The organism is Paraburkholderia sp. J12, assembly GCF_905220215.1.
Lineage (GTDB): Bacteria > Pseudomonadota > Gammaproteobacteria > Burkholderiales > Burkholderiaceae > Paraburkholderia.
Map to the genome: position 1 here is coordinate 284,052 of NZ_CAJMZC010000008.1, position 17,196 is coordinate 301,247.

Consider the following 17,196-nt stretch of genomic DNA (forward strand, 5'->3'; position numbering starts at 1 on the left):
TGCTCTGCCGACCCGCATCATCCGTTCCCGACCGGATGGCTGCGCGACCATGGAACAGCGCTTGCGCTCCCCTCGTAAACGGGCGATTGCCCGAGGGAGAAAACCATGTCCCAGATCATCGCAGCACGGTTCACCACGTTCGCCGCAGCCGATTCCGCCAGAGTCCGGCTTCTGACGAGCGGCTTCGTCGATGAAGACGTCGCCGAGTTCTACGTGAATCCCGGCGGTCAGCACGCGCGCTTCCCGATAGGCGGCGACGAGTACGCCGACCGGCACGCCCGGCCTGCCGGCCTCGGGGCCACGGGAGGCGGTGCGATCGGCGCCGTGGTCGGGATGCTCGTGGCCGGCTTGCTCACGCTGCTGCTCTTTCACTCGCTGCTGGTGCTCATCGTGGCGACCGCCGTGGGAGCCTACGTGGGCTCGCTCATCGGCGCCATGCTGCTCACGCGCGGAGGTGGCCGGCACGAAGCACCGGGGCTGTCGGCGGGGCCACATGAACGCGAGTCCGGCGTGCTGCTCGCCGTGCATGTGAATCCGGGACTCCAGCCGCGCGCGATTGAGGTTCTGCGTAACGCAAACGGTCAGGATATCGAAGAAGCCTCGGGGCTCTGGCAGGACGGCCACTGGGCCGACTTCGACCCCACGCGCATGGTGCGACCGGCCGCCTGAACGGACTTCTGCGTGGCCGGCACGCGCGATGCGCACAGAGAGGGTAAGCGAACAGGAGACTCGACCAGGAGACCAACGTGCCCCGTCCACCCCGCAATTCAGCACAAGCCCAGCGAGCCGAAATGGCCACCCGCAAGCCCGCGATGGTGATGGGCCCGAGCGCCGGCCCGGACCCGCTGGCCCGCGCGAGCCGCCGCATCATGACCGTCGAAATGGCCGGCACCGTAGCGAGCGGCACGAGCGTCGACGCCGACGGCAAGACCCGCGAGGCGGGGCGCGATGCCTCCCCGCTGCAGGACAACGTCGTCAAGTCCAACGCCACGCCGGAGAATCATGTGCCGGTGCCGTCCGTGGGTTTAGGCGGGTTCGATAGCCGCGTGGTCGGCGCGCTGCCCGCCATCGGCACGCGGCGCGGTTTTCACGTGCAGATGCGGGGTTACGTGAGCGTGCCGGGCTATAACGGCGAGCGGCGCACGGAACTCGTATTCAGCATCGAGCGCGGCGACGAGTGATCCCGCATCACCACGCACGACGCTTCAATTGGCCGGTATCGTGACGACCGGCGCCTTCGCACTCGTATCGGATTCGGCGAGAGCCATCAGATTCTGCAGCACCGTGAACGCGTATTTCGAATCGAAGTCGTCGCGTTCGACCCAATACTGCGTGCCGTCGTAGTCCACCTCGACATAGGCATTTTTACCCGCCTTCGGGCCAGCATGGACGATGATGGTGGGACGCGTTTCGCCGCCGATCAAGCCTACGGTCGGCTTGGTCGAACCGCTGCTGACGTCGGCGTCGGGCACCTGCACCTGCGCGCCCAGGTCGGTAAGAATGCCGAGCACCGAACGGGTCACGATGGGAATGCGATCGCCGCGCTGCGCGGAAGGGCCATACACTACTTCATAGGTCCGCGTATTCGCCCCGAGATGCAAAAGCGTACGCACGCGGGCGAGATCGGCCGCAACCTCGGGCGGCTTGGTCCCTTCGGTCGCCCCGATTGCAAAATACACACTGCTCTTGCCCTTCTCGTTGCGGGACTCCACGTTGAGCTCGCCGGCCAGTTGCAGGCGCCGCAGCGCCTGCAGCAGTTCGAAGAAGCCCGGAGCCCCGGCGGCGTTCTCGCCGCCGAGCGCGCTGCCATTCTGCAGACCGCCGATCGACTGCGCCGTCATGCGCAACAACAGGTCGATCGGTATTCCGCCTTCGGCGAGCGGCAGCACGAGCTCCGGCGCAAGCGGGCGAATATAAGCCGTGGCATACGCTTCGCCGGTAGTGGGTGCGAACGTGAAGGTGGGGTGATTGCCGTAAGATACCGTGCCGGTGGCAAGCGCATAATTCGGTTCGGATCCCGAACCAACATTGCCGGTCGCACCCGCCGTGGAATCGAACTGGTAAGCCGCGATGATCGAGCTGACCGTGAGAAACGCAGGCGCATCGCCATAACGCAGCCCCACGATCGTCGCCAGGATTTCACGCTTTTTCGCGTCGCCCAGCGCGCGCGAATAGTCCACCTGATCGGCACGCAGCCGCGTGGGGCCGATGTGCACGCAAGCGGTAGCAAGACAGGCAGCACTCAGGACGGACAGAACAGTGGCTTTTGAAACCATGATGGTCGGATAAGTCGCGCACGTGAGTTGAACTCGCCGCGGCACAGCAAAAGACGTGCCCCGGCTGCCCCGGGCGAGCGCCGCCGGCCTATATCGGCACATGCCCGTGCACTGCGGCACTCTCCGCTTCCTTGCGGCGGTAATAACGCCCGAGCATGCCGCCTGCCGTCGAACCGTGCAGCAGCACGGAAATCGCAATCGCGTCGAGCGCCGCAGGCAGCACGGGCCGCAACGCATCCCCGGCCAGAGCGATGCCCCACACCGCGTAGTAGAACGCGCCCACGCCGCGTATGCCCATCCACGCCATCAGGCGGCGCTGCTGCCGGTCCGCCTGCGCGCCTGTCATGGCAATCAGCACGGAAAGCGGCCGCACCACGAATATCAGTACGAGCGCGAACAACACCGCACGCGGATCGAGCATCTCGCGCCAATGCGCAGAGATCACGCAACCGATGACGAGCAGGACGGAAAACTCGGCGAAGTGCTCGATCTCCAGCGTGAAACCCGTCATGCTCTCGGCAAGCAGCGCGTGGGCGCGCTCGGGATCCTTTGCGACCTCGGCACGCTCGCCCAGTTGCACCGTCTCCAGCGCCTCGGCGGGGCGGCGCTCGCCGGTTGCACGCAGCTCTTCGTGGCGCAGCGCTACGCCTGCCGCGAAGACGGCCACGAACGCATACGCGTGCAACAGCAGCGCCACGCCATAGGTCACCGACATGAGACCAATCGCGATGAAGCCGTCCAGCCCCACGGCTTCGCCATAACGCGTGCGCAGGTGAAGCACGAGCCGCACGCAGAGCGTGGCGAGCAGCGCGCCGATCAGCAACGCCCCGGCAAAACCCCACGCCAGCCAGAACACGAACGCTGCAACACTCTGCGTGCCCGGCACGCGCAGCCCGCACAGCGCGAGACCGAGCAAGGCGAACGGCAACGCGGCGCCGTCGTTGAGACCGCCTTCGCCGGAGAGCGCGAAGCGCACCGGTTCCGCGTCGCCAGCTTCGCGCACACGCAATTCGTTGGCGAGCACCGGATCGGTGGGCGCGAGCGTGGCGGCGAGAAAGAGCGCGACGCCGGGTGCCGCGCCCATCGCCCTGCCGAACGCGAACATCAGCGCAACGCTGATCACCATGGCGAGCACGCCGAGGCGCAGGGGCAGCCGCCACAAGCGGTCGCGCAGCCGCACGCGCAAATGCATGCCGACCGAGAACAACGAGACGACGAGCCCCGCTTCGGCGAGCACGGCAAGCGTGCTCGCGTTCTGCACGAGATCGGTGTGTACGAGCCCGAGCACGCCAGGCCCGACGACCACGCCCACCACGAGATAGATCATCGCGCCCGTGAGGGGCAACCGGGCAATGGGCCCGCGCGCGAGCGCCATGAACATCAGCATCACGCCGACCAGCAAGAACCACGACGCTTCCTCCGCCATCGGCTGGTTTCTCCTCCGCTTTCCATCGAATGACATCGCGCCGGCTGGCCGCGATTGCCTCGACTTATCGCCGATGCAACGCTCGTACCCACCTCAGGTGAGCGTCCGGGAATGGGGTCGAGAGGTTCGGAGCGGGCACGATTTCTGCGCTTCCATTCGCGGTCCTGATCTACCGCGCCCCAGCGGTCAGGAGGTTCGTCATGAACGCCTCTGCCTCTCCTCCCGCCGGCTTGAGCGACACCCGGCGGCAACGTCTCATTGTCTGGATCACGCTCTTCGCCGCGCCGCTTGTCTGGGTCGTGTACATGCTGCTGTGCGTCAACCTGGTTTCGACGGCCTGTGCAGGTGGCATCGCCCAGCACCATGCGCTGAAGTGGGACACGGTGGAGCGGCTCGTGACCCTCGCCTCGGTGATCGCCTTCGCCATCTGCCTCGCGCTCGCGGTCGCGACGGGACGCGCCTGGCGCCAGATCGTCTCGCTCGCGCCCGCAAAACGCGATTCAATCCGCTTCGTGGCGTGGTGCAGCGTGACCGCCGCTGTCGCGTTCACGCTGGGTCTCGCTTTCACCACGAGCGTGCTGGTCGCGATGCCGATCGACAGGCTGTGCGGGCCGTTCCGATAGACAAGGCAAAGGCAACTGAAGCCGGGATTTCCAGATCGGACCGACCACGTCAGGCCCACCGCCGAGACGTCATAGGCATCGCGACATGCCAGCGCCGCTCGCCGGTACGCGGTGAGGGACGCGAACGTGTGAGATACCCCGACACCTAACCTGCTCCGGCAAGCCGGATCGACGTGCATGCCACACGTCGGTTCTTTGTAAGAAAAATATTTACCGTGCGGCGGAATAGACACGCACCGTTTGCGTTTGCCATCCAGGAGTCGTTGCGTTGCCGCTTTCCATGGACGCGCGTCGGGATAAACGAAGCACAAAGGGCCGGTTATCCGCTGTAACGGATAACCCATCCCGCGTGAGGCTGCTTTGAGTCACACAATGGTTCAACCCTTATGGGTTCGTATTACACATTGGATCAACGCGTTTTCAGTCGTGTTGATGGTCACAAGCGGCTGGCAGATCTACGATGCCTCGCCGATTTTCCCGGCGTTGCGGTTTCCGTCCGCGATCACGCTAGGAGGCTGGCTTGGCGGTGCCCTGCAATGGCATTTCGCGATCATGTGGATGCTGGTCGCGAACTTCCTTGTGTACCTTGGGATGAACATCGGATCGGGACGACTGAGCCGGAAGCTGTTTCCCGTTCGGTTCAGCGCGCTTTGGGCCGATCTGCGTGCGGCATTGCGCGGCAAACTCGGACACGAAGATCTCACCCAATACAACGCGGTGCAGAAGTGTGCCTACCTCGTCGTCATTGCAGACGTCGCCGTTATCATCCTCTCGGGACTCGCGATCTGGAAGTCGGTGCAATTTCCGCTGCTGCGTACCCTGATGGGAGGCTACGACAACGCGCGAATCGTGCATTTCGTCGGAATGAGCCTGCTTGTGGCGTTTTTTGTCGTGCATCTGGCCATGGTTGCGCTAGTGCCACGCTCGCTTCTCCTGATGATTCGCGGACGATGACCATGACTCTACGCAGCAAGAACAAAAAATCGGGGCAACTCCTGACGTCACATGCGGCGTCGATCATCAAGGATGCGAATCGCGAGCTGAAGAGTCCGGCTCGACGGCTGCTCGGGCAGCGCATTTTGTCTCTCGGCGGTCTCGCACTGCTGTCCGGATGCGATCTGACCAGCGAGAAGTCGGTCAATACCATGCTGCGCCGCATTTCGTTCTTCAACGACGACGTACAGGCACTGCTGTTCGACCCGAACAAGATGGCGCCAACGTATCCCGAATCGATGATAACGCGGCCGTTCCCGTTTAACGCGTACTACGATATCGACGACGTGCCCGAAGTCGATGCCGGCACTTACCGCCTTCAACTGAGCGGTCTCGTGAAAGGCAAGCGCGTATGGACACTCGACGAATTGCGCGCAATGCCCCAGGAAAGTCAGATCACGCGTCACATCTGCATTGAAGGCTGGAGCGCAATTGGTCATTGGGGCGGAGTCCGCTTTGCCGAATTCCTCAAACGCGCCGGCGCCGACCTCACAGCAAAATACGTTGCACTGCATTGCGCAGACAACTACTGGACCAGCATCGACATGCCGACTGCATTGCACGCGCAGACGCTGCTCACGCTGACCTACGACGGTGACGTACTGCCGCCGAAATACGGCTTCCCCATGAAGCTGCGTATGCCGACCAAGCTCGGCTACAAGAATCCCAAGCACATCGTTGCGATCAGCATAACCAACGACTATCCCGGTGGTTACTGGGAAAACCAGGGCTACAACTGGTTTGGCGGTTCATGACGTCCATTGATTCACCCGCACCTCAACCTCGCTATACGGAGCCAATATGTCTTCTCACGTCAAGATCGCAGCATTTCTGGCCGGACTGGCGTTCGCCGGCGGCGTCTTCGCCCAAACGCCGACGGCCAAGCCGACGCGCGTGCGCGGCGAGATCGTCTCGCTGACCGGCGACGTCCTCACGGTACATCGCCGCAGCGGCGACACGGTCTCTATTCAGCTTCAGCCGAGCGCCACCGTGTCGGCGGTCAAGGCCATGCAGCTATCCGATATCAAGCCCGGATCCTTCGTGGGAACCGCAGCGACGACCGACACCAGCGGAAAGCTCACTGCAACCGAAGTCGTTGTCTTCCCCGAAGCGGCTCGCGGCACGGGCGAAGGCCACTACGCCTGGGATCTCGGTCCTAACAGCACGATGACAAACGCCAATGTCGATACAGTCGTACAAGGTACGGACGGCCGAAATCTGAAGCTGTCGTATAAAGGCGGAAGCAACGAGGTCACCGTCCCGACGAACGTACCGATTGTGACCTTCACGCCGGCCACGCGCAGCGACCTGACACCGGGCAAGAAAGTCTTCGTGGTCGCGACGCCGGGAGCGCAAGGCGGATTTGTCGCGCAGCGGCTGGTCGTTGAAAAGGACGGCGTCGCTCCGCCGATGTAAGTGCCGACGTGTCACTGGCGTGGCCGCCGGTGACACGTCCATTTCCCTCGCTCCGGATCGCGCGTTCTAGAACACGTGCCGCACGCCGACCCTCACCGCCACCTGATTCGGCGTGCTCGACGGCGTGATGAACGCGAGCGCCGCAGTCGCGGGCTTGCCGGTCGAGTCGGTACCCGACGCATGCTCCCATACGGCGGTTGCATATAGCCCCGTCCTCTTGGACAGCTGATATTCCGTCCCGAAGTTGATCTGGTTGTACTTCGCGGTCTCCGCCTTGGTATAGGTGTATCCCACGCCTACCGTCAATGCTGGAGTAAACAGGTACGTGCCGTTGATTTCGTAGTTGTTGAAGGATGCCGTTCCCGAGAATGGCGTAGACGACGTCGGAACCACGTCCTCGAACCGGACGTTCGTATATACCGCGCCAATTGTCGCGCCGCCCAGCTTGTAGTTCAGACCGGCTCCTGCCGTCTGCAACGTACGCGCCGAAACATAGCCACTAAAAGTCGGATTGGTAATCGGGTTACTGAACGTCGATCCGCTCTGCGGTATCGAGCTTGCGTAGTACAGCGCCGTGGCAGGATTGTTGATACGCGAAAATACCGCGCTCGCCGCCAGTGCACTATCCGAATAGCCCAGACTCACGGCTTCTGTGCGATTGTCAGAAAATGCCCCCGCTACCCCACCGAGACTGAAAAGACCACTCGCCTTGAAACCGTGGATGACCGGCGAATTGTATTTAATGACGTTGCTAAGCGGATAATCGCCCCAAATATTGTCCACATCGGCTGCGTGAGTCGCCAACGTTCCGGCAAACTTCAAGGTGGCCGCCATCGGCATCAGCGCATCGGCGACCAGATCGTACTGACGCCCCAACGTCAACGTACCGAATCCTCCACCCAGTCCCACGTATGCCTGACGTCCGAACAAGCGGCCATCGTTACCGAGCTCGCCGCTGTTGATGTCAAAGCCATTCTCAAGCCGTGCAACCGTATGCAAGCCGCCGCCCAGATCCTCGTTGACCAGAATCCCCCACTTGCTGCTGCCGAGAGCGCCATTGGACAACTGATAGTTCTTGCTGCCGCCCTGGTTGTTCGTGAACGTAAAGCCATCGTCCACTGCCCCATACAGTGTCACCGAACTCTGCGCCCAGATCGGGGTGGATACGAAAACACCGCACAATACGACTGTTGCTCTCTTCATCGCTATCTCCTGTAGGCAGGTTTTTTCAACCATTTATTTCTGTACTACTAATTAATAAAAATGCTCTTATCCTCCTGAATTACTGAATTCCTCTCATCTTCCGGCGTATCAGCGGCCCGCTACTCCCCTGATTCGTCGGGAAGCCGAAATCCAGGCGGGGAATCTGTCGGCGAGTTCACGCACGATGTCGCCCGTATCCGCAATGGCCACCGCATTTCGGTAATAGCGACTGACATCATGCGCGATCCCGATTGCGAATAGCCCCACCGCTCCGGTTGTCTCAATGCTTTCAACTGTCTGGATGAGATGCCGATCCAGATAGTTGGCGGGATTTTCGGCCAGCGTCGGCTCGTCAGCCGGCACACCGTCGCTGATTACCACCAGAAACCGGTGACGCTCCGGCCGATCGAGTAGCCGCCTATGCGCCCACATCAACGCCTCCCCATCGATGTTTTCTTTCGGCAGATCGTCGCGCAGCATCAATCCCAGTCCACCACGTGCACGGCGCCAGGATTGGTCTGCCGATTTGTAGATGATGTGGCGCAGTTCATTGAGACGACCTGGGGCAGCGGGGCTTCCATCGGCAATCCATTTTTCCCGGGCGTAGCCACCATCCCACGTGCGCGTGGTGAACCCGAGTATCTCGACCTTCACGCCTGCCTGTTCCAGCGCAACCGCAAGAATGTCCACACACGTCGCGACCAGGGGCAACGCGCCTGGCAGCATCGAGTGGGAGTGGTCGATAAGCACAGTCAGCACTGCGTCGGGCGCTTCCATGCAGCGCTCTATCCTGAACGGCGGCGGCCGATTTGGACTTGTCACGACACGCGTCAGATATGCCGGATCCAGTAGCCCCTCGTCGTGCCCCGACTCCCATGTCGTCCGTTGCTGCGCCAACAATGCGCGCTTCAGTCTGTCTCCGAAATGACGAACCCGGTTGCGTGTGGTGTGCCCCACCTTATCGAGCGCGAGGCGCAGCGCCGCAAGTTCGTCTGTCGAGGCGAGGTCCGATGGTCGAACAATTTCGTCACAGGCAGTCGTGTATGAACGATATTTCCCGACGAAACGCATGTCAGTCGATTCCGCATCGGCATGCACATCCGCGCCTTCAGCAGTGGGAGAACCCGCTTCAGCTGGACTCGTCGCTTCGGATCCACTCGAATACGCGCCGGGCTCGACAGTCGGTACCAGTAAGTGGCTACGCGCGTGGTCACCCGCGTCGCCTGGACGATCGTCAGTCGCACGCCCGAAAGACAAGGCGCGTATCAGATCCCGTGAATATTCGGCAAACAGACGTTGACTCTCGACCCGTTTAGACAGCTCATCCACTGCCTGCCTCAGCCCCCCGTCGAGCGTTCCCCCCCAATCGCCGCCGCCGCGTGAACGGGCCGGAATCAAACTGTTTCTGACGCAATCTATCCAGTCCGCAATTCGAAGCGAGTCATCTCCTCCATAGTTCTCTTCCTGACTCCCTCCACCCCCTGTCGCCGCGTGCATCGCTTCGAGGTTGAAAGCGACACCGGCGAGCGTGCGCGCCCCCAGCGCCTCGACACGAATTCTTTCCAGTTCGTCGAATACAGTGCGTGCAGTGCCTGCAAGCGGAGCCCATTGCTCGTGCAGAACAGGGTCATGGTGGAGGCGCCACAGCCCGCACACATCTGCAAATCCCCGAATGGCGGACAGTCGTTCCGCCGTGGGATACATCGGCAGCTTCGGCACACGTACAGGCCCGCGACGGGAGACAGCGTCCACCCCCACTCCTCCTGGAACAAACACCATACGAAGCGCCCGATCGTCGCACAGCGCGCGCGTGCAGCTCTCGAGCGCCTGTTCCCACTGTTCTGCCCCGCGCCTCGTCACGAAGCGGGACCTGGTTAAACGTTCCGCCGCGCACATAATCAGGAGTCCAGTCCTTCTCCATCCAGCACCATTGCTCCGGCACTTTCCGGCAAGTCCAGTCCAAACACCCTCTGATACAGCTCGGCGACCAGCGATCTCTCGAGTTCATCGCAGCGGTTCAGGAATGACAAGCGAAATGCCGTTGCCGGGTCACCAAAAATCATCACGTTCTCCGCCCACGTGATGACGGTTCTGGGGCTCATCACCGTACTCAGATCGCCGTTGGCGAAGGCCGTGCGGGTCAGCGAAGCAACGTGAACCATGTTCTCCACGATCTCGCGGCTGCCTCGTTCCCGCAGCGCCTCGACGCGCGCAAGCACGAGCGCAATCTCCTCATCGCGAGCCGGGTAGCCGAGCGATACCGCAATTGACCATCGGTCCATCTGTGCCTGGTTGACCGCCTGCGTGCCGTGATACTGGCCGCTCGTATCGCCGAGCCCGACTGTGTTCGCCGTTGCGAATAACCGGAATCCCGGATGCGGGCGCAATACGCGACTCTGATCAGGCAGCGTCAGTCGCCCGTCAGCTTCGAGCACGCGCTGAATGGCAAACATGACTTCGGGACGTCCGGCGTCGTACTCGTCGAACACAAGGGCAACATTACGCTGGTAGGCCCACGGCAGAATGCCGTCGTGAAACTCGGTCACCTGGAAACCGTCACGCACGACAATCGCGTCCTTGCCAATCAGGTCGAAACGGCTCACATGAGAGTCCAGATTGACGCGCAGGCATGGCCAGTTCAATCTCGCAGCGACCTGCTCGATATGAGTCGACTTGCCGGTGCCGTGCGGACCGCAAACGAGCACGCGACGATCGTGGCCAAATCCGGCCAGAATCGCGAGCGTAGCCTCGCGGTCAAACCGATAGTGTGGATCCACATCCGGGACCAGTTCGCTCCGAATGCGGTATGCCGGTACACGCTGGTCCGAAGGGAGGCCGAACACGTCACGCACCGAAGCGGTCGTATCGGGATAGCCCGGCACGGGATTATCTGAACTCATCAAGGTGGCCCTCTACCCGGAAGTACCCTGTTGCGCGTCGTGGTGAAATTGCAGCTTGTTGCATGCGCCTTTTCCACGGGACGCGATATCGCCAGACGGGAATCAGTCGGAAGGCAACGGTCTACCCGCCGTTTCCCGAATAGTCAGCGTGGCGAGAAACGAGACAAACCCCGTCACAATCAGGATCCACGCAGGCGCCGTCGGGGTTCCCGAATGCGCGATCAACCAGGTCGCGACGTACGGCGCCATGCCGCCCGCCACGAGGGCTGCGAGGTTGTGGCCCAGGTTGAGTCCGCTCAGACGCACGCGCAACGGGAAAATCTCGCAGTAGGCGGTGAGTATCGTCGCGAGATAGGCGGCTTCGAGTTGCCCCAATACGATCTGCGCGATCACGGCGCCAGTCGGCGAATGTCCCATCAGGACGAAGGCCGGATAAGGCAGGATAACGTTGCCTGCACATGCACCGATCAGCACCGGTTTGCGGCCGACGATGTCGGTCAGCGCACCCCAGAGCGGTATCGTGATCGCGGCGATCAGCACGGCCAGCGTCGTGCTCCACGAAGCCGCCGATACCGACATCACGCCCTGGCGTTCGAAATAAACACTCAGGTAGGTGAAGACAAGATAATAAGAAGCGAACGAGACAAGCGACATGCAGAACACCGTCAGCAACGAGCGCGGATACTGCGTAATAGCCGCGAGGAACGGCACACGCGAAATTCGACCCGAGTGTTCGGCTCGCAGAAACTGCGCCGACTCGTCGAGCCGGTAGCGAATCAGCAAGCCGATCATGCCCAGCGGAAACGAGATGAGAAAAGGCACACGCCAGCCCCAGGCCGTCATCTGCTCCCGGCTCAGCAACGTACTGACGATCAGAACGGTGAACGACGCAAGCATCGTTCCGAACAGCGTACCGACCTGCGTCGTGCTCGTCAGGAAACCCCTGCGGCGATTGCTGGACATCTCGGCGATATAGGTCGCCGCACTGCCAATTTCACCACCCGCAGACGCGCCCTGTACGCAGCGCAACAGTACGAGCAGCAGCGGCGCCCACACGCCGATGCGCCCGTATGTCGGCAGCAGACCGATCAACGCCGTGGAGATCGCCATCAGCGTAACCGACAGGGCAAGCACGAAGCGCCGGCCGTGCCGGTCGCCAAGGTGTCCTAACACAATGCCGCCAAGCGGACGAACGACGAACGCCACGCCGAATACCGCAAACGTATATAGCAGGTTCGCAGTGGGATCGCCTTTCGGGAAGAAGCTCGCCGCCAGCATCGTCGCGAGAAACGAGTAGATGCCGAAATCGAAGAACTCGATCGTCGAGCCGACCGCGCCCGCCGCCACGGTGAGCGCCATGTTGCGCGAACTTTTCTTGGCGCTTTCGGTGGCGCCGCCGTGTGGGCCGCCGTGTGGGCCGCCGTGGGCCGACAAAGCCGCACTGGCCTGTGTGCCCGCACCTGTGCCCGATTGTGTCTGCGTCATGTCTGTCTCCTCCATTTTTTTGAATTGCGCTCAAGCGGCGCGGTGCGAGACGAGCCGTGTGACGAGATATCCGTCGAGACTTTCCTCGCCGCCCTCGCGTCCGTAGCCGCTGTCCTTCACCCCTCCGAATGGCGCCTCGGCCGTCCCGGTCCAGAGATGATTGATGGACAGCATGCCGCACTCGACTTCCTCCGTGAGCCGCGCGGCGGCACGCGACGAACGCGTGAACGCATAACCCGCCAGGCCATAGGGAAGGCTGTTCGCACGCGTGATCGCCTCATCGAGCCTCTCGAATCGACTCAACAGCGCAACGGGGCCGAATGGTTCGCTGGTGGCTATCCGCGCATCCTCAGGCACGTTCTCGAGGACGGTCGGCTCGAAGAATGTTCCTTGTGCACCGCCGGCGCGTCCGCCGCATAACACATCGGCACCACGTGCCTTCGCATCTTCGACCAGTTCGACAATCGCATCGATGCGACGCTGGTTCGCAAGCGGCCCCATCATCGTCGTCGGCTCAAGTCCGTTTCCGAGCGTGACCTTGCTCGCGAGTTCGACGAACCGTGTCTTGAATGCCTCGTACACCGGTGCCTCGATCAGGAATCGGGTCGGTGAAATACACGCCTGCCCTGCATTGAAGTACTTCGCCGCAACGAGCTTCAGGCAGGCATCTTCGATATCCGCATCTGCACAGATGATGACTGGCGCATGACCGCCCAGCTCGAGAATCGCGGGCTTCAGGTGCTGTGCGGCGAGGGCGCCGATATGCCGCCCGACCGGCACGGACCCCGTGAACGCCACGGCACGGATTGCCGGATGCGCGATGAGATACGAAGAAATCGTTGCAGGCACACCGAATACGAGATTGATCACACCGGGTGGAACACCTGCATCGGTGAAGCAGCGAATGGCGGCGCAGGCGGTAGCAGGCGTCTCTTCGGAGGCCTTGAGCACGACGGTGCAGCCGGCCGCAAGCGGACCCGCCACCTTGCGGATAACGGAACTGAGCGGAAAATTCCAGGGCGTAAACGACGCCACCGGACCGATTGGCTGACGCACGACGGTGTGCTGCAAACCCGGCTCCATCGGAATCACGCGACCATACGCCCGCTGGGCTTCAGCTGCGTCCCAGGAAACGAGATTGGCCGCACGCTCGACTTCGAAACGCGCTTCGCCAATCGGCTTGCCCTGCTCGAGCGTCATGGTCCGTGCGATGTCTTCGCCGCGCTCGCGCAGCAACTGTGCGGCCCGTTCGAGCATTTGCACACGCGTGCGAACCGGCATGGACCGCCACGATACGAACGCGCGAGAAGCCGCGGCCACCGCGCGTGCAAGGTCGTCTTCGGTCACGTGCGCAAAGGTGCCGAGCACGGACCGGTCGACCGGGTTGGTCACCGCTTCTTCAGGGCCCCCACCGGAGGTCCATTCGCCGTCGATCAGCGAAAGCGGGCGGTAGGCGGAAACCGTGGTCTTGTCTGGGGCATTCATGATGCGGCTCCTAATAGCCTGCAAGAATCAGGTCGGCGATCTTTTCGGCCGCCATGATGGTTGGGATGTTGGTATTGGCGCGCGGTACGGCAGGAAAGATCGAGGCATCCACCACGCGTAGCCGATGCGCGCCGTGCACGACGCCCGCGCTGCCGGTCACCGCCATCGGGTCGCGTACGTCGCCCATCCGGCAGGTACACGAGGCATGCCACAAACCGATGCTTTCCGAGCGCACAAATGCCTGCGCAGCGGCATCGTCGCTCATGAGTTCATCGAGCCGGAAATCGCCCATGACGAAGCGGTCGAAAACAGCCTCGCGCAGCTTCGGGTGGAGGTCGATCGCGCGGCTCGCGAGCCAGGTGCGATAGCGATTCCACGCGGTAATCTGGCCGACCTCGCGGACCTTCTCGTTGTAGCTCGCCGGAAACGGCGAGCGCGTCACGGCGCTGAGTGCGCTGGAAAGCTGGAATGCGGCAACCCGGCGAAAGCCATCGACCAGACGATCCAGATCGCGTCGATCCGCGAGCAGGTTGAAATGGACATCGGGCTCGCGACGCCAGTCGGCTGAATTCAGTTCGACGTAGCCCGAGTCCGACAACGTCTGGTTGACGAAAACGAGCAGCGAGCCGATCTGATCGCCCACGGGATGCCAGGCCGATTTCGTCACGCCGAACACGAACATGTCGCCAGGCAGGCTATCGGCGTGATTCGACGAATAACGCAAGCCCACCAGCATGTGGCGGCGCGTCTGGCCATTGAGCCGCGCCGCCGGTTCGATATACGAGCCGAGCGCAACCGCCGGGTGATCCATGAGACCGCGCCCCACACCCGCGCGCGCGACGGCAACCGGAATGCCATGCTGCTGCAGATGAGCGGCCGGCCCGATGCCGGCGCGCATCAGCAGCGCCGGGGAATGAATCGCGCCGGCCGAGACGATAACCTCGCCAGCGTCGATACGCTCCACCCTGTCCCCGTGCGCAAGTTCGACGCCACGGCACGTCACGCCATCCATGAGAAGCCGCGAAACGACCGCGTTGGTGCGAATCTCGAGATTGGCGCGTGCGCGTACCTCGCGCGTCAGATAGGCAGTCGCCGTGGACACACGCTGCTCGCCCTGGTTCGAGATCGCAATCGGGAAGTAGCCATCGTGGAACGCGCCGTTCTGATCCTCGATATACGGAAAGCCCGCCGCCTCGAAGGCACGCGCCACCGCCCGCGTATGTTCGGGCCAGCGCTGCGGCATGACGCGGCTGATGGCAATCGGACCGGAATCGCCGTGCAGCGGCCCGGAAAAGTCGAGGTCGCGCTCCAGCTTGCGAAAATACGGCAGCACTTCGCGCCAGCTCCAGCCATGGGCGCCGCGCTGCTCCCAGCCGTCGTAGTCGGTAGGCGCGCCGCGATTGGCGAACTGTCCGTTGATCGACGAACCGCCGCCGAGAATGCGGGCCTGCTCGTACTGGCGCAACCGCGGCAACGTACCGTCTTTGCGGTTGTGCGGCACCGCCTCGGTCCGGACACGCAAACCCGTCCACAGGTACGAGCGGTTGAGGTACGCCGAACCCGGATAGCTGTCAAGCACGTCTGCGGGCTCGGCGCCGGGCACCACGTCGGCACCGGCTTCGAGCAACAGGACGCGGTTGCTGCTGCGTGCGGAAAGCCTGTTGGCCAGCACGCACCCGGCTGAGCCGCCGCCGACGATGACATAGTCGTACGCGCCCGATGACAACGTGCTCATGACTGCGCCCCGTCGACCATGATCTCCTCGACGAGCACCGGCCGCTTGACCTTGCCCGTCGACGTGCGCGGAAAACTGGCGCGGATCACGAGTTGCTCGGGAAGCTTGTAGCGCGCGACGCGATCTTCCAGAAAGCGCACGATTTCGCCGAGCGTGAGTGCGGTGCCGTCGCGCGGAATCACGCAGGCGCAGTTCTTTTCGCCCGTGCGGCTATCCGGCAGACCCACGATGGCCACATCGAGAATCTTGGGATGGGTGAGCAGGATCTCCTCGATTTCGCGCGGGAAATACTTCTTGCCTGCACGATTGATGATCTCCTTCTTGCGCCCGCTGATGACAAGCCGCCCGTTCGCGTCGAGACGCCCCAGGTCGCCAGTATAGAACCACCCGTTGGTCGTGAAGCTGGCCTCGTTGGCAGCGGCATTGTCGATATAGCCCAGATGCACGCCGGGGCCGGCCGCATACAGTTCGCCCTCCTCGCCCGCCGCAACCTCCCTGCCCTCCGCGCTCCGAATCGACAGACGCATGCCTTCCACGGGCCGACCGACCGTTCCGACACCATCGAGCGGATCGTCTTCGACGCGCGTATGGCAATGAAAGCCTGTCTCGAGCATCCCATACGATTCGACAAGACGCGCCGAGAGCTTGTGCTGGATCTGACGCAGCAACTCCAGACTGGCCGGCGCGCCGCCGCTTTTGATGACGCGCAGCGAAGAGAGGTCGTAGCGATCGAGATCCGGCGCTTCGAGCATCATCACGAGCGCGGCCGGCGGCGTTGAGAACGCGCTGATACGCTCGCGCTCGATCGTCCCCAGTGCGTCCTCCACCGAGAAGTGATCGACAAGCACTCCGCGCGCGCCCGCAACGAGCGTTTGCAGCAAACCCAGATAGCCCGTGTTCAGGGTAACCGGCATAAAGATCATCTGCGTCGATCGAGCGTCGATCTGCATGCCGCGGTTCATGGTCAGCACCGGAAACAGCGTGGTGTTGTGCGAATGCATGACACCCTTGGGGTCGCCGGTCGTGCCCGATGTGAAGGCGAGACGCATCACATCGTCGGGATGCGGCCGGGTCCATTCGGCGGGAGACAACGGTGCCACCGCCTTCAGTTCCTGCTTGAGAAAAACCACGTCGTCGAGCGCATTCACGACGTCGTCGGACGTACTTTCGGCAATCAGCTCCTCGCCGCCGACACTGACGATCAGCCTCAAGGACGGCACCCACCCACGCAGTTTCGCCATCATGCGCAGGAAGTCATGTCCGCGGAACGAAGCGGCACAAACATGCACGGCGCTCTTCGAAAAGTTGAGGATGTATTCGAGTTCGTTACTGCGGTAATCCGTACTGACGTTGTTCGCGATTGCACCGACGAGTTCGAGCGCCAGCATCACGGTAGCGAATTCGATCTGGTTCGGCACCTGGACCGTCACCACATCGCCCGCCTGAACGCCGTGGCGGCGCAGGACCGCCGCACAGCGTTCTACCTCGTCGCGCAGGGCGCCGTAGGTCACTCGCCGATGCCGGTCCACCAATGCCTCCTTGTCGGGATGTTCATTGGCGCGCTCGAGAAACCGTTCATAGATCGTGTGCGAAGACCAATAACCGCGGTCGTAGTAGTCGGCAATCGCGCCGTCGTGCCACAGTCGCTTCATTC

The 17,196-nt window shown here is 62.5% G+C and carries 15 protein-coding genes; 6 read left to right on the forward strand and 9 right to left on the reverse strand.

Annotated elements, in window-relative coordinates; translation table 11 throughout:
- The first annotated feature begins 105 nt into the window (after window positions 1–105).
- Together U5760_RS19120 and U5760_RS19125 are read left to right on the forward strand one after the other, a co-directional pair.
- Window positions 106–669, forward strand: coding sequence for a hypothetical protein (locus U5760_RS19120; protein ID WP_322013850.1), 564 nt, complete (start codon window positions 106–108; stop codon window positions 667–669).
- 122 nt (window positions 670–791) lie between these two features.
- On the forward strand, window positions 792–1,181 hold the full coding sequence (locus U5760_RS19125; protein ID WP_322013851.1) for a DUF3005 domain-containing protein: 390 nt from the start codon (window positions 792–794) through the stop codon (window positions 1,179–1,181).
- 24 nt (window positions 1,182–1,205) lie between these two features.
- Here the strand turns inward: U5760_RS19125 and U5760_RS19130 are convergent, their stop codons facing one another.
- Together U5760_RS19130 and U5760_RS19135 are read right to left on the reverse strand one after the other, a co-directional pair.
- A complete protein-coding gene (locus U5760_RS19130) occupies window positions 1,206–2,276 on the reverse strand; it encodes a hypothetical protein (protein WP_322013852.1) in 1,071 nt (356 codons plus the stop codon).
- An 88-nt stretch (window positions 2,277–2,364) separates the two neighbouring features.
- Window positions 2,365–3,702 (reverse strand): cation:proton antiporter, encoded by a 1,338-nt coding sequence (locus tag U5760_RS19135; protein ID WP_322013853.1) that lies wholly within the window; start codon window positions 3,700–3,702, stop codon window positions 2,365–2,367.
- 200 nt (window positions 3,703–3,902) lie between these two features.
- Here U5760_RS19135 and U5760_RS19140 point away from each other — a divergent pair, with 200 nt between their 5' ends.
- The 4 genes from U5760_RS19140 to U5760_RS19155 all read left to right on the forward strand — a co-directional run bounded on the left by U5760_RS19140 (window position 3,903) and on the right by U5760_RS19155 (window position 6,734).
- Window positions 3,903–4,325, forward strand: coding sequence for a hypothetical protein (locus U5760_RS19140; RefSeq protein WP_322013854.1), 423 nt, complete (start codon window positions 3,903–3,905; stop codon window positions 4,323–4,325).
- A 372-nt stretch (window positions 4,326–4,697) separates the two neighbouring features.
- Window positions 4,698–5,279 (forward strand): cytochrome b/b6 domain-containing protein, encoded by a 582-nt coding sequence (locus U5760_RS19145; protein WP_322013855.1) that lies wholly within the window; start codon window positions 4,698–4,700, stop codon window positions 5,277–5,279.
- Between the two features lie 2 nt (window positions 5,280–5,281).
- Window positions 5,282–6,073 carry a molybdopterin-dependent oxidoreductase gene (locus U5760_RS19150; RefSeq protein WP_322013856.1) on the forward strand — a complete coding sequence of 264 codons (792 nt, stop codon included), beginning with the start codon at window positions 5,282–5,284 and terminating at the stop codon, window positions 6,071–6,073.
- A 46-nt stretch (window positions 6,074–6,119) separates the two neighbouring features.
- On the forward strand, window positions 6,120–6,734 hold the full coding sequence (locus U5760_RS19155) for a hypothetical protein (RefSeq protein ID WP_322013857.1): 615 nt from the start codon (window positions 6,120–6,122) through the stop codon (window positions 6,732–6,734).
- Window positions 6,735–6,800: 66 nt separating this feature from the next.
- Here the strand turns inward: U5760_RS19155 and U5760_RS19160 are convergent, their stop codons facing one another.
- The 7 genes from U5760_RS19160 to U5760_RS19190 all read right to left on the reverse strand — a co-directional run bounded on the left by U5760_RS19160 (window position 6,801) and on the right by U5760_RS19190 (window position 17,194).
- Window positions 6,801–7,937, reverse strand: a complete 1,137-nt coding sequence (locus U5760_RS19160; RefSeq protein WP_322013858.1) for a porin — start codon at window positions 7,935–7,937, stop codon at window positions 6,801–6,803.
- A 108-nt stretch (window positions 7,938–8,045) separates the two neighbouring features.
- A complete protein-coding gene (locus U5760_RS19165; RefSeq protein ID WP_322013859.1) occupies window positions 8,046–9,833 on the reverse strand; it encodes a cobaltochelatase CobT-related protein in 1,788 nt (595 codons plus the stop codon).
- Window positions 9,834–9,835: 2 nt separating this feature from the next.
- Complete coding sequence (locus U5760_RS19170) at window positions 9,836–10,837, reverse strand: AAA family ATPase (protein WP_322013860.1); 1,002 nt, start codon at window positions 10,835–10,837, stop codon at window positions 9,836–9,838.
- A gap of 102 nt (window positions 10,838–10,939) precedes the next feature.
- Window positions 10,940–12,322: an MFS transporter gene (locus U5760_RS19175; RefSeq protein WP_322013861.1), complete on the reverse strand. Its 1,383-nt coding sequence runs from the start codon at window positions 12,320–12,322 to the stop codon at window positions 10,940–10,942.
- Window positions 12,323–12,352: 30 nt separating this feature from the next.
- Window positions 12,353–13,807 carry an NAD-dependent succinate-semialdehyde dehydrogenase gene (locus U5760_RS19180; RefSeq protein WP_322013862.1) on the reverse strand — a complete coding sequence of 485 codons (1,455 nt, stop codon included), beginning with the start codon at window positions 13,805–13,807 and terminating at the stop codon, window positions 12,353–12,355.
- Window positions 13,808–13,817: 10 nt separating this feature from the next.
- A complete protein-coding gene (locus tag U5760_RS19185; RefSeq protein WP_322013863.1) occupies window positions 13,818–15,542 on the reverse strand; it encodes a GMC family oxidoreductase in 1,725 nt (574 codons plus the stop codon).
- Entirely contained in the window at window positions 15,539–17,194 is a 1,656-nt protein-coding gene (locus tag U5760_RS19190; protein WP_322013864.1) for a class I adenylate-forming enzyme family protein, read from the reverse strand. The genes U5760_RS19185 and U5760_RS19190 overlap by 4 nt, the downstream gene beginning before the upstream one ends.
- Window positions 17,195–17,196 lie beyond the last annotated feature (2 nt).

What these genes read in the sequence shown, in the direction of transcription:
- U5760_RS19160 (WP_322013858.1), bottom strand. Translation starts at nt 7,937, where the DNA reads ATGAAGAGAGCAACAGTCGTATTGTGCGGTGTTTTCGTATCCACCCCG.
- U5760_RS19150 (WP_322013856.1), top strand. Translation starts at nt 5,282, where the DNA reads ATGACTCTACGCAGCAAGAACAAAAAATCGGGGCAACTCCTGACGTCA.
- U5760_RS19190 (WP_322013864.1), bottom strand. Translation starts at nt 17,194, where the DNA reads ATGAAGCGACTGTGGCACGACGGCGCGATTGCCGACTACTACGACCGC.
- U5760_RS19130 (WP_322013852.1), bottom strand. Translation starts at nt 2,276, where the DNA reads ATGGTTTCAAAAGCCACTGTTCTGTCCGTCCTGAGTGCTGCCTGTCTT.
- U5760_RS19175 (WP_322013861.1), bottom strand. Translation starts at nt 12,322, where the DNA reads ATGACGCAGACACAATCGGGCACAGGTGCGGGCACACAGGCCAGTGCG.
- U5760_RS19165 (WP_322013859.1), bottom strand. Translation starts at nt 9,833, where the DNA reads ATGTGCGCGGCGGAACGTTTAACCAGGTCCCGCTTCGTGACGAGGCGC.
- U5760_RS19170 (WP_322013860.1), bottom strand. Translation starts at nt 10,837, where the DNA reads ATGAGTTCAGATAATCCCGTGCCGGGCTATCCCGATACGACCGCTTCG.
- U5760_RS19125 (WP_322013851.1), top strand. Translation starts at nt 792, where the DNA reads ATGGCCACCCGCAAGCCCGCGATGGTGATGGGCCCGAGCGCCGGCCCG.
- U5760_RS19140 (WP_322013854.1), top strand. Translation starts at nt 3,903, where the DNA reads ATGAACGCCTCTGCCTCTCCTCCCGCCGGCTTGAGCGACACCCGGCGG.
- U5760_RS19155 (WP_322013857.1), top strand. Translation starts at nt 6,120, where the DNA reads ATGTCTTCTCACGTCAAGATCGCAGCATTTCTGGCCGGACTGGCGTTC.
- U5760_RS19145 (WP_322013855.1), top strand. Translation starts at nt 4,698, where the DNA reads ATGGTTCAACCCTTATGGGTTCGTATTACACATTGGATCAACGCGTTT.
- U5760_RS19135 (WP_322013853.1), bottom strand. Translation starts at nt 3,702, where the DNA reads ATGGCGGAGGAAGCGTCGTGGTTCTTGCTGGTCGGCGTGATGCTGATG.
- U5760_RS19120 (WP_322013850.1), top strand. Translation starts at nt 106, where the DNA reads ATGTCCCAGATCATCGCAGCACGGTTCACCACGTTCGCCGCAGCCGAT.
- U5760_RS19185 (WP_322013863.1), bottom strand. Translation starts at nt 15,542, where the DNA reads ATGAGCACGTTGTCATCGGGCGCGTACGACTATGTCATCGTCGGCGGC.
- U5760_RS19180 (WP_322013862.1), bottom strand. Translation starts at nt 13,807, where the DNA reads ATGAATGCCCCAGACAAGACCACGGTTTCCGCCTACCGCCCGCTTTCG.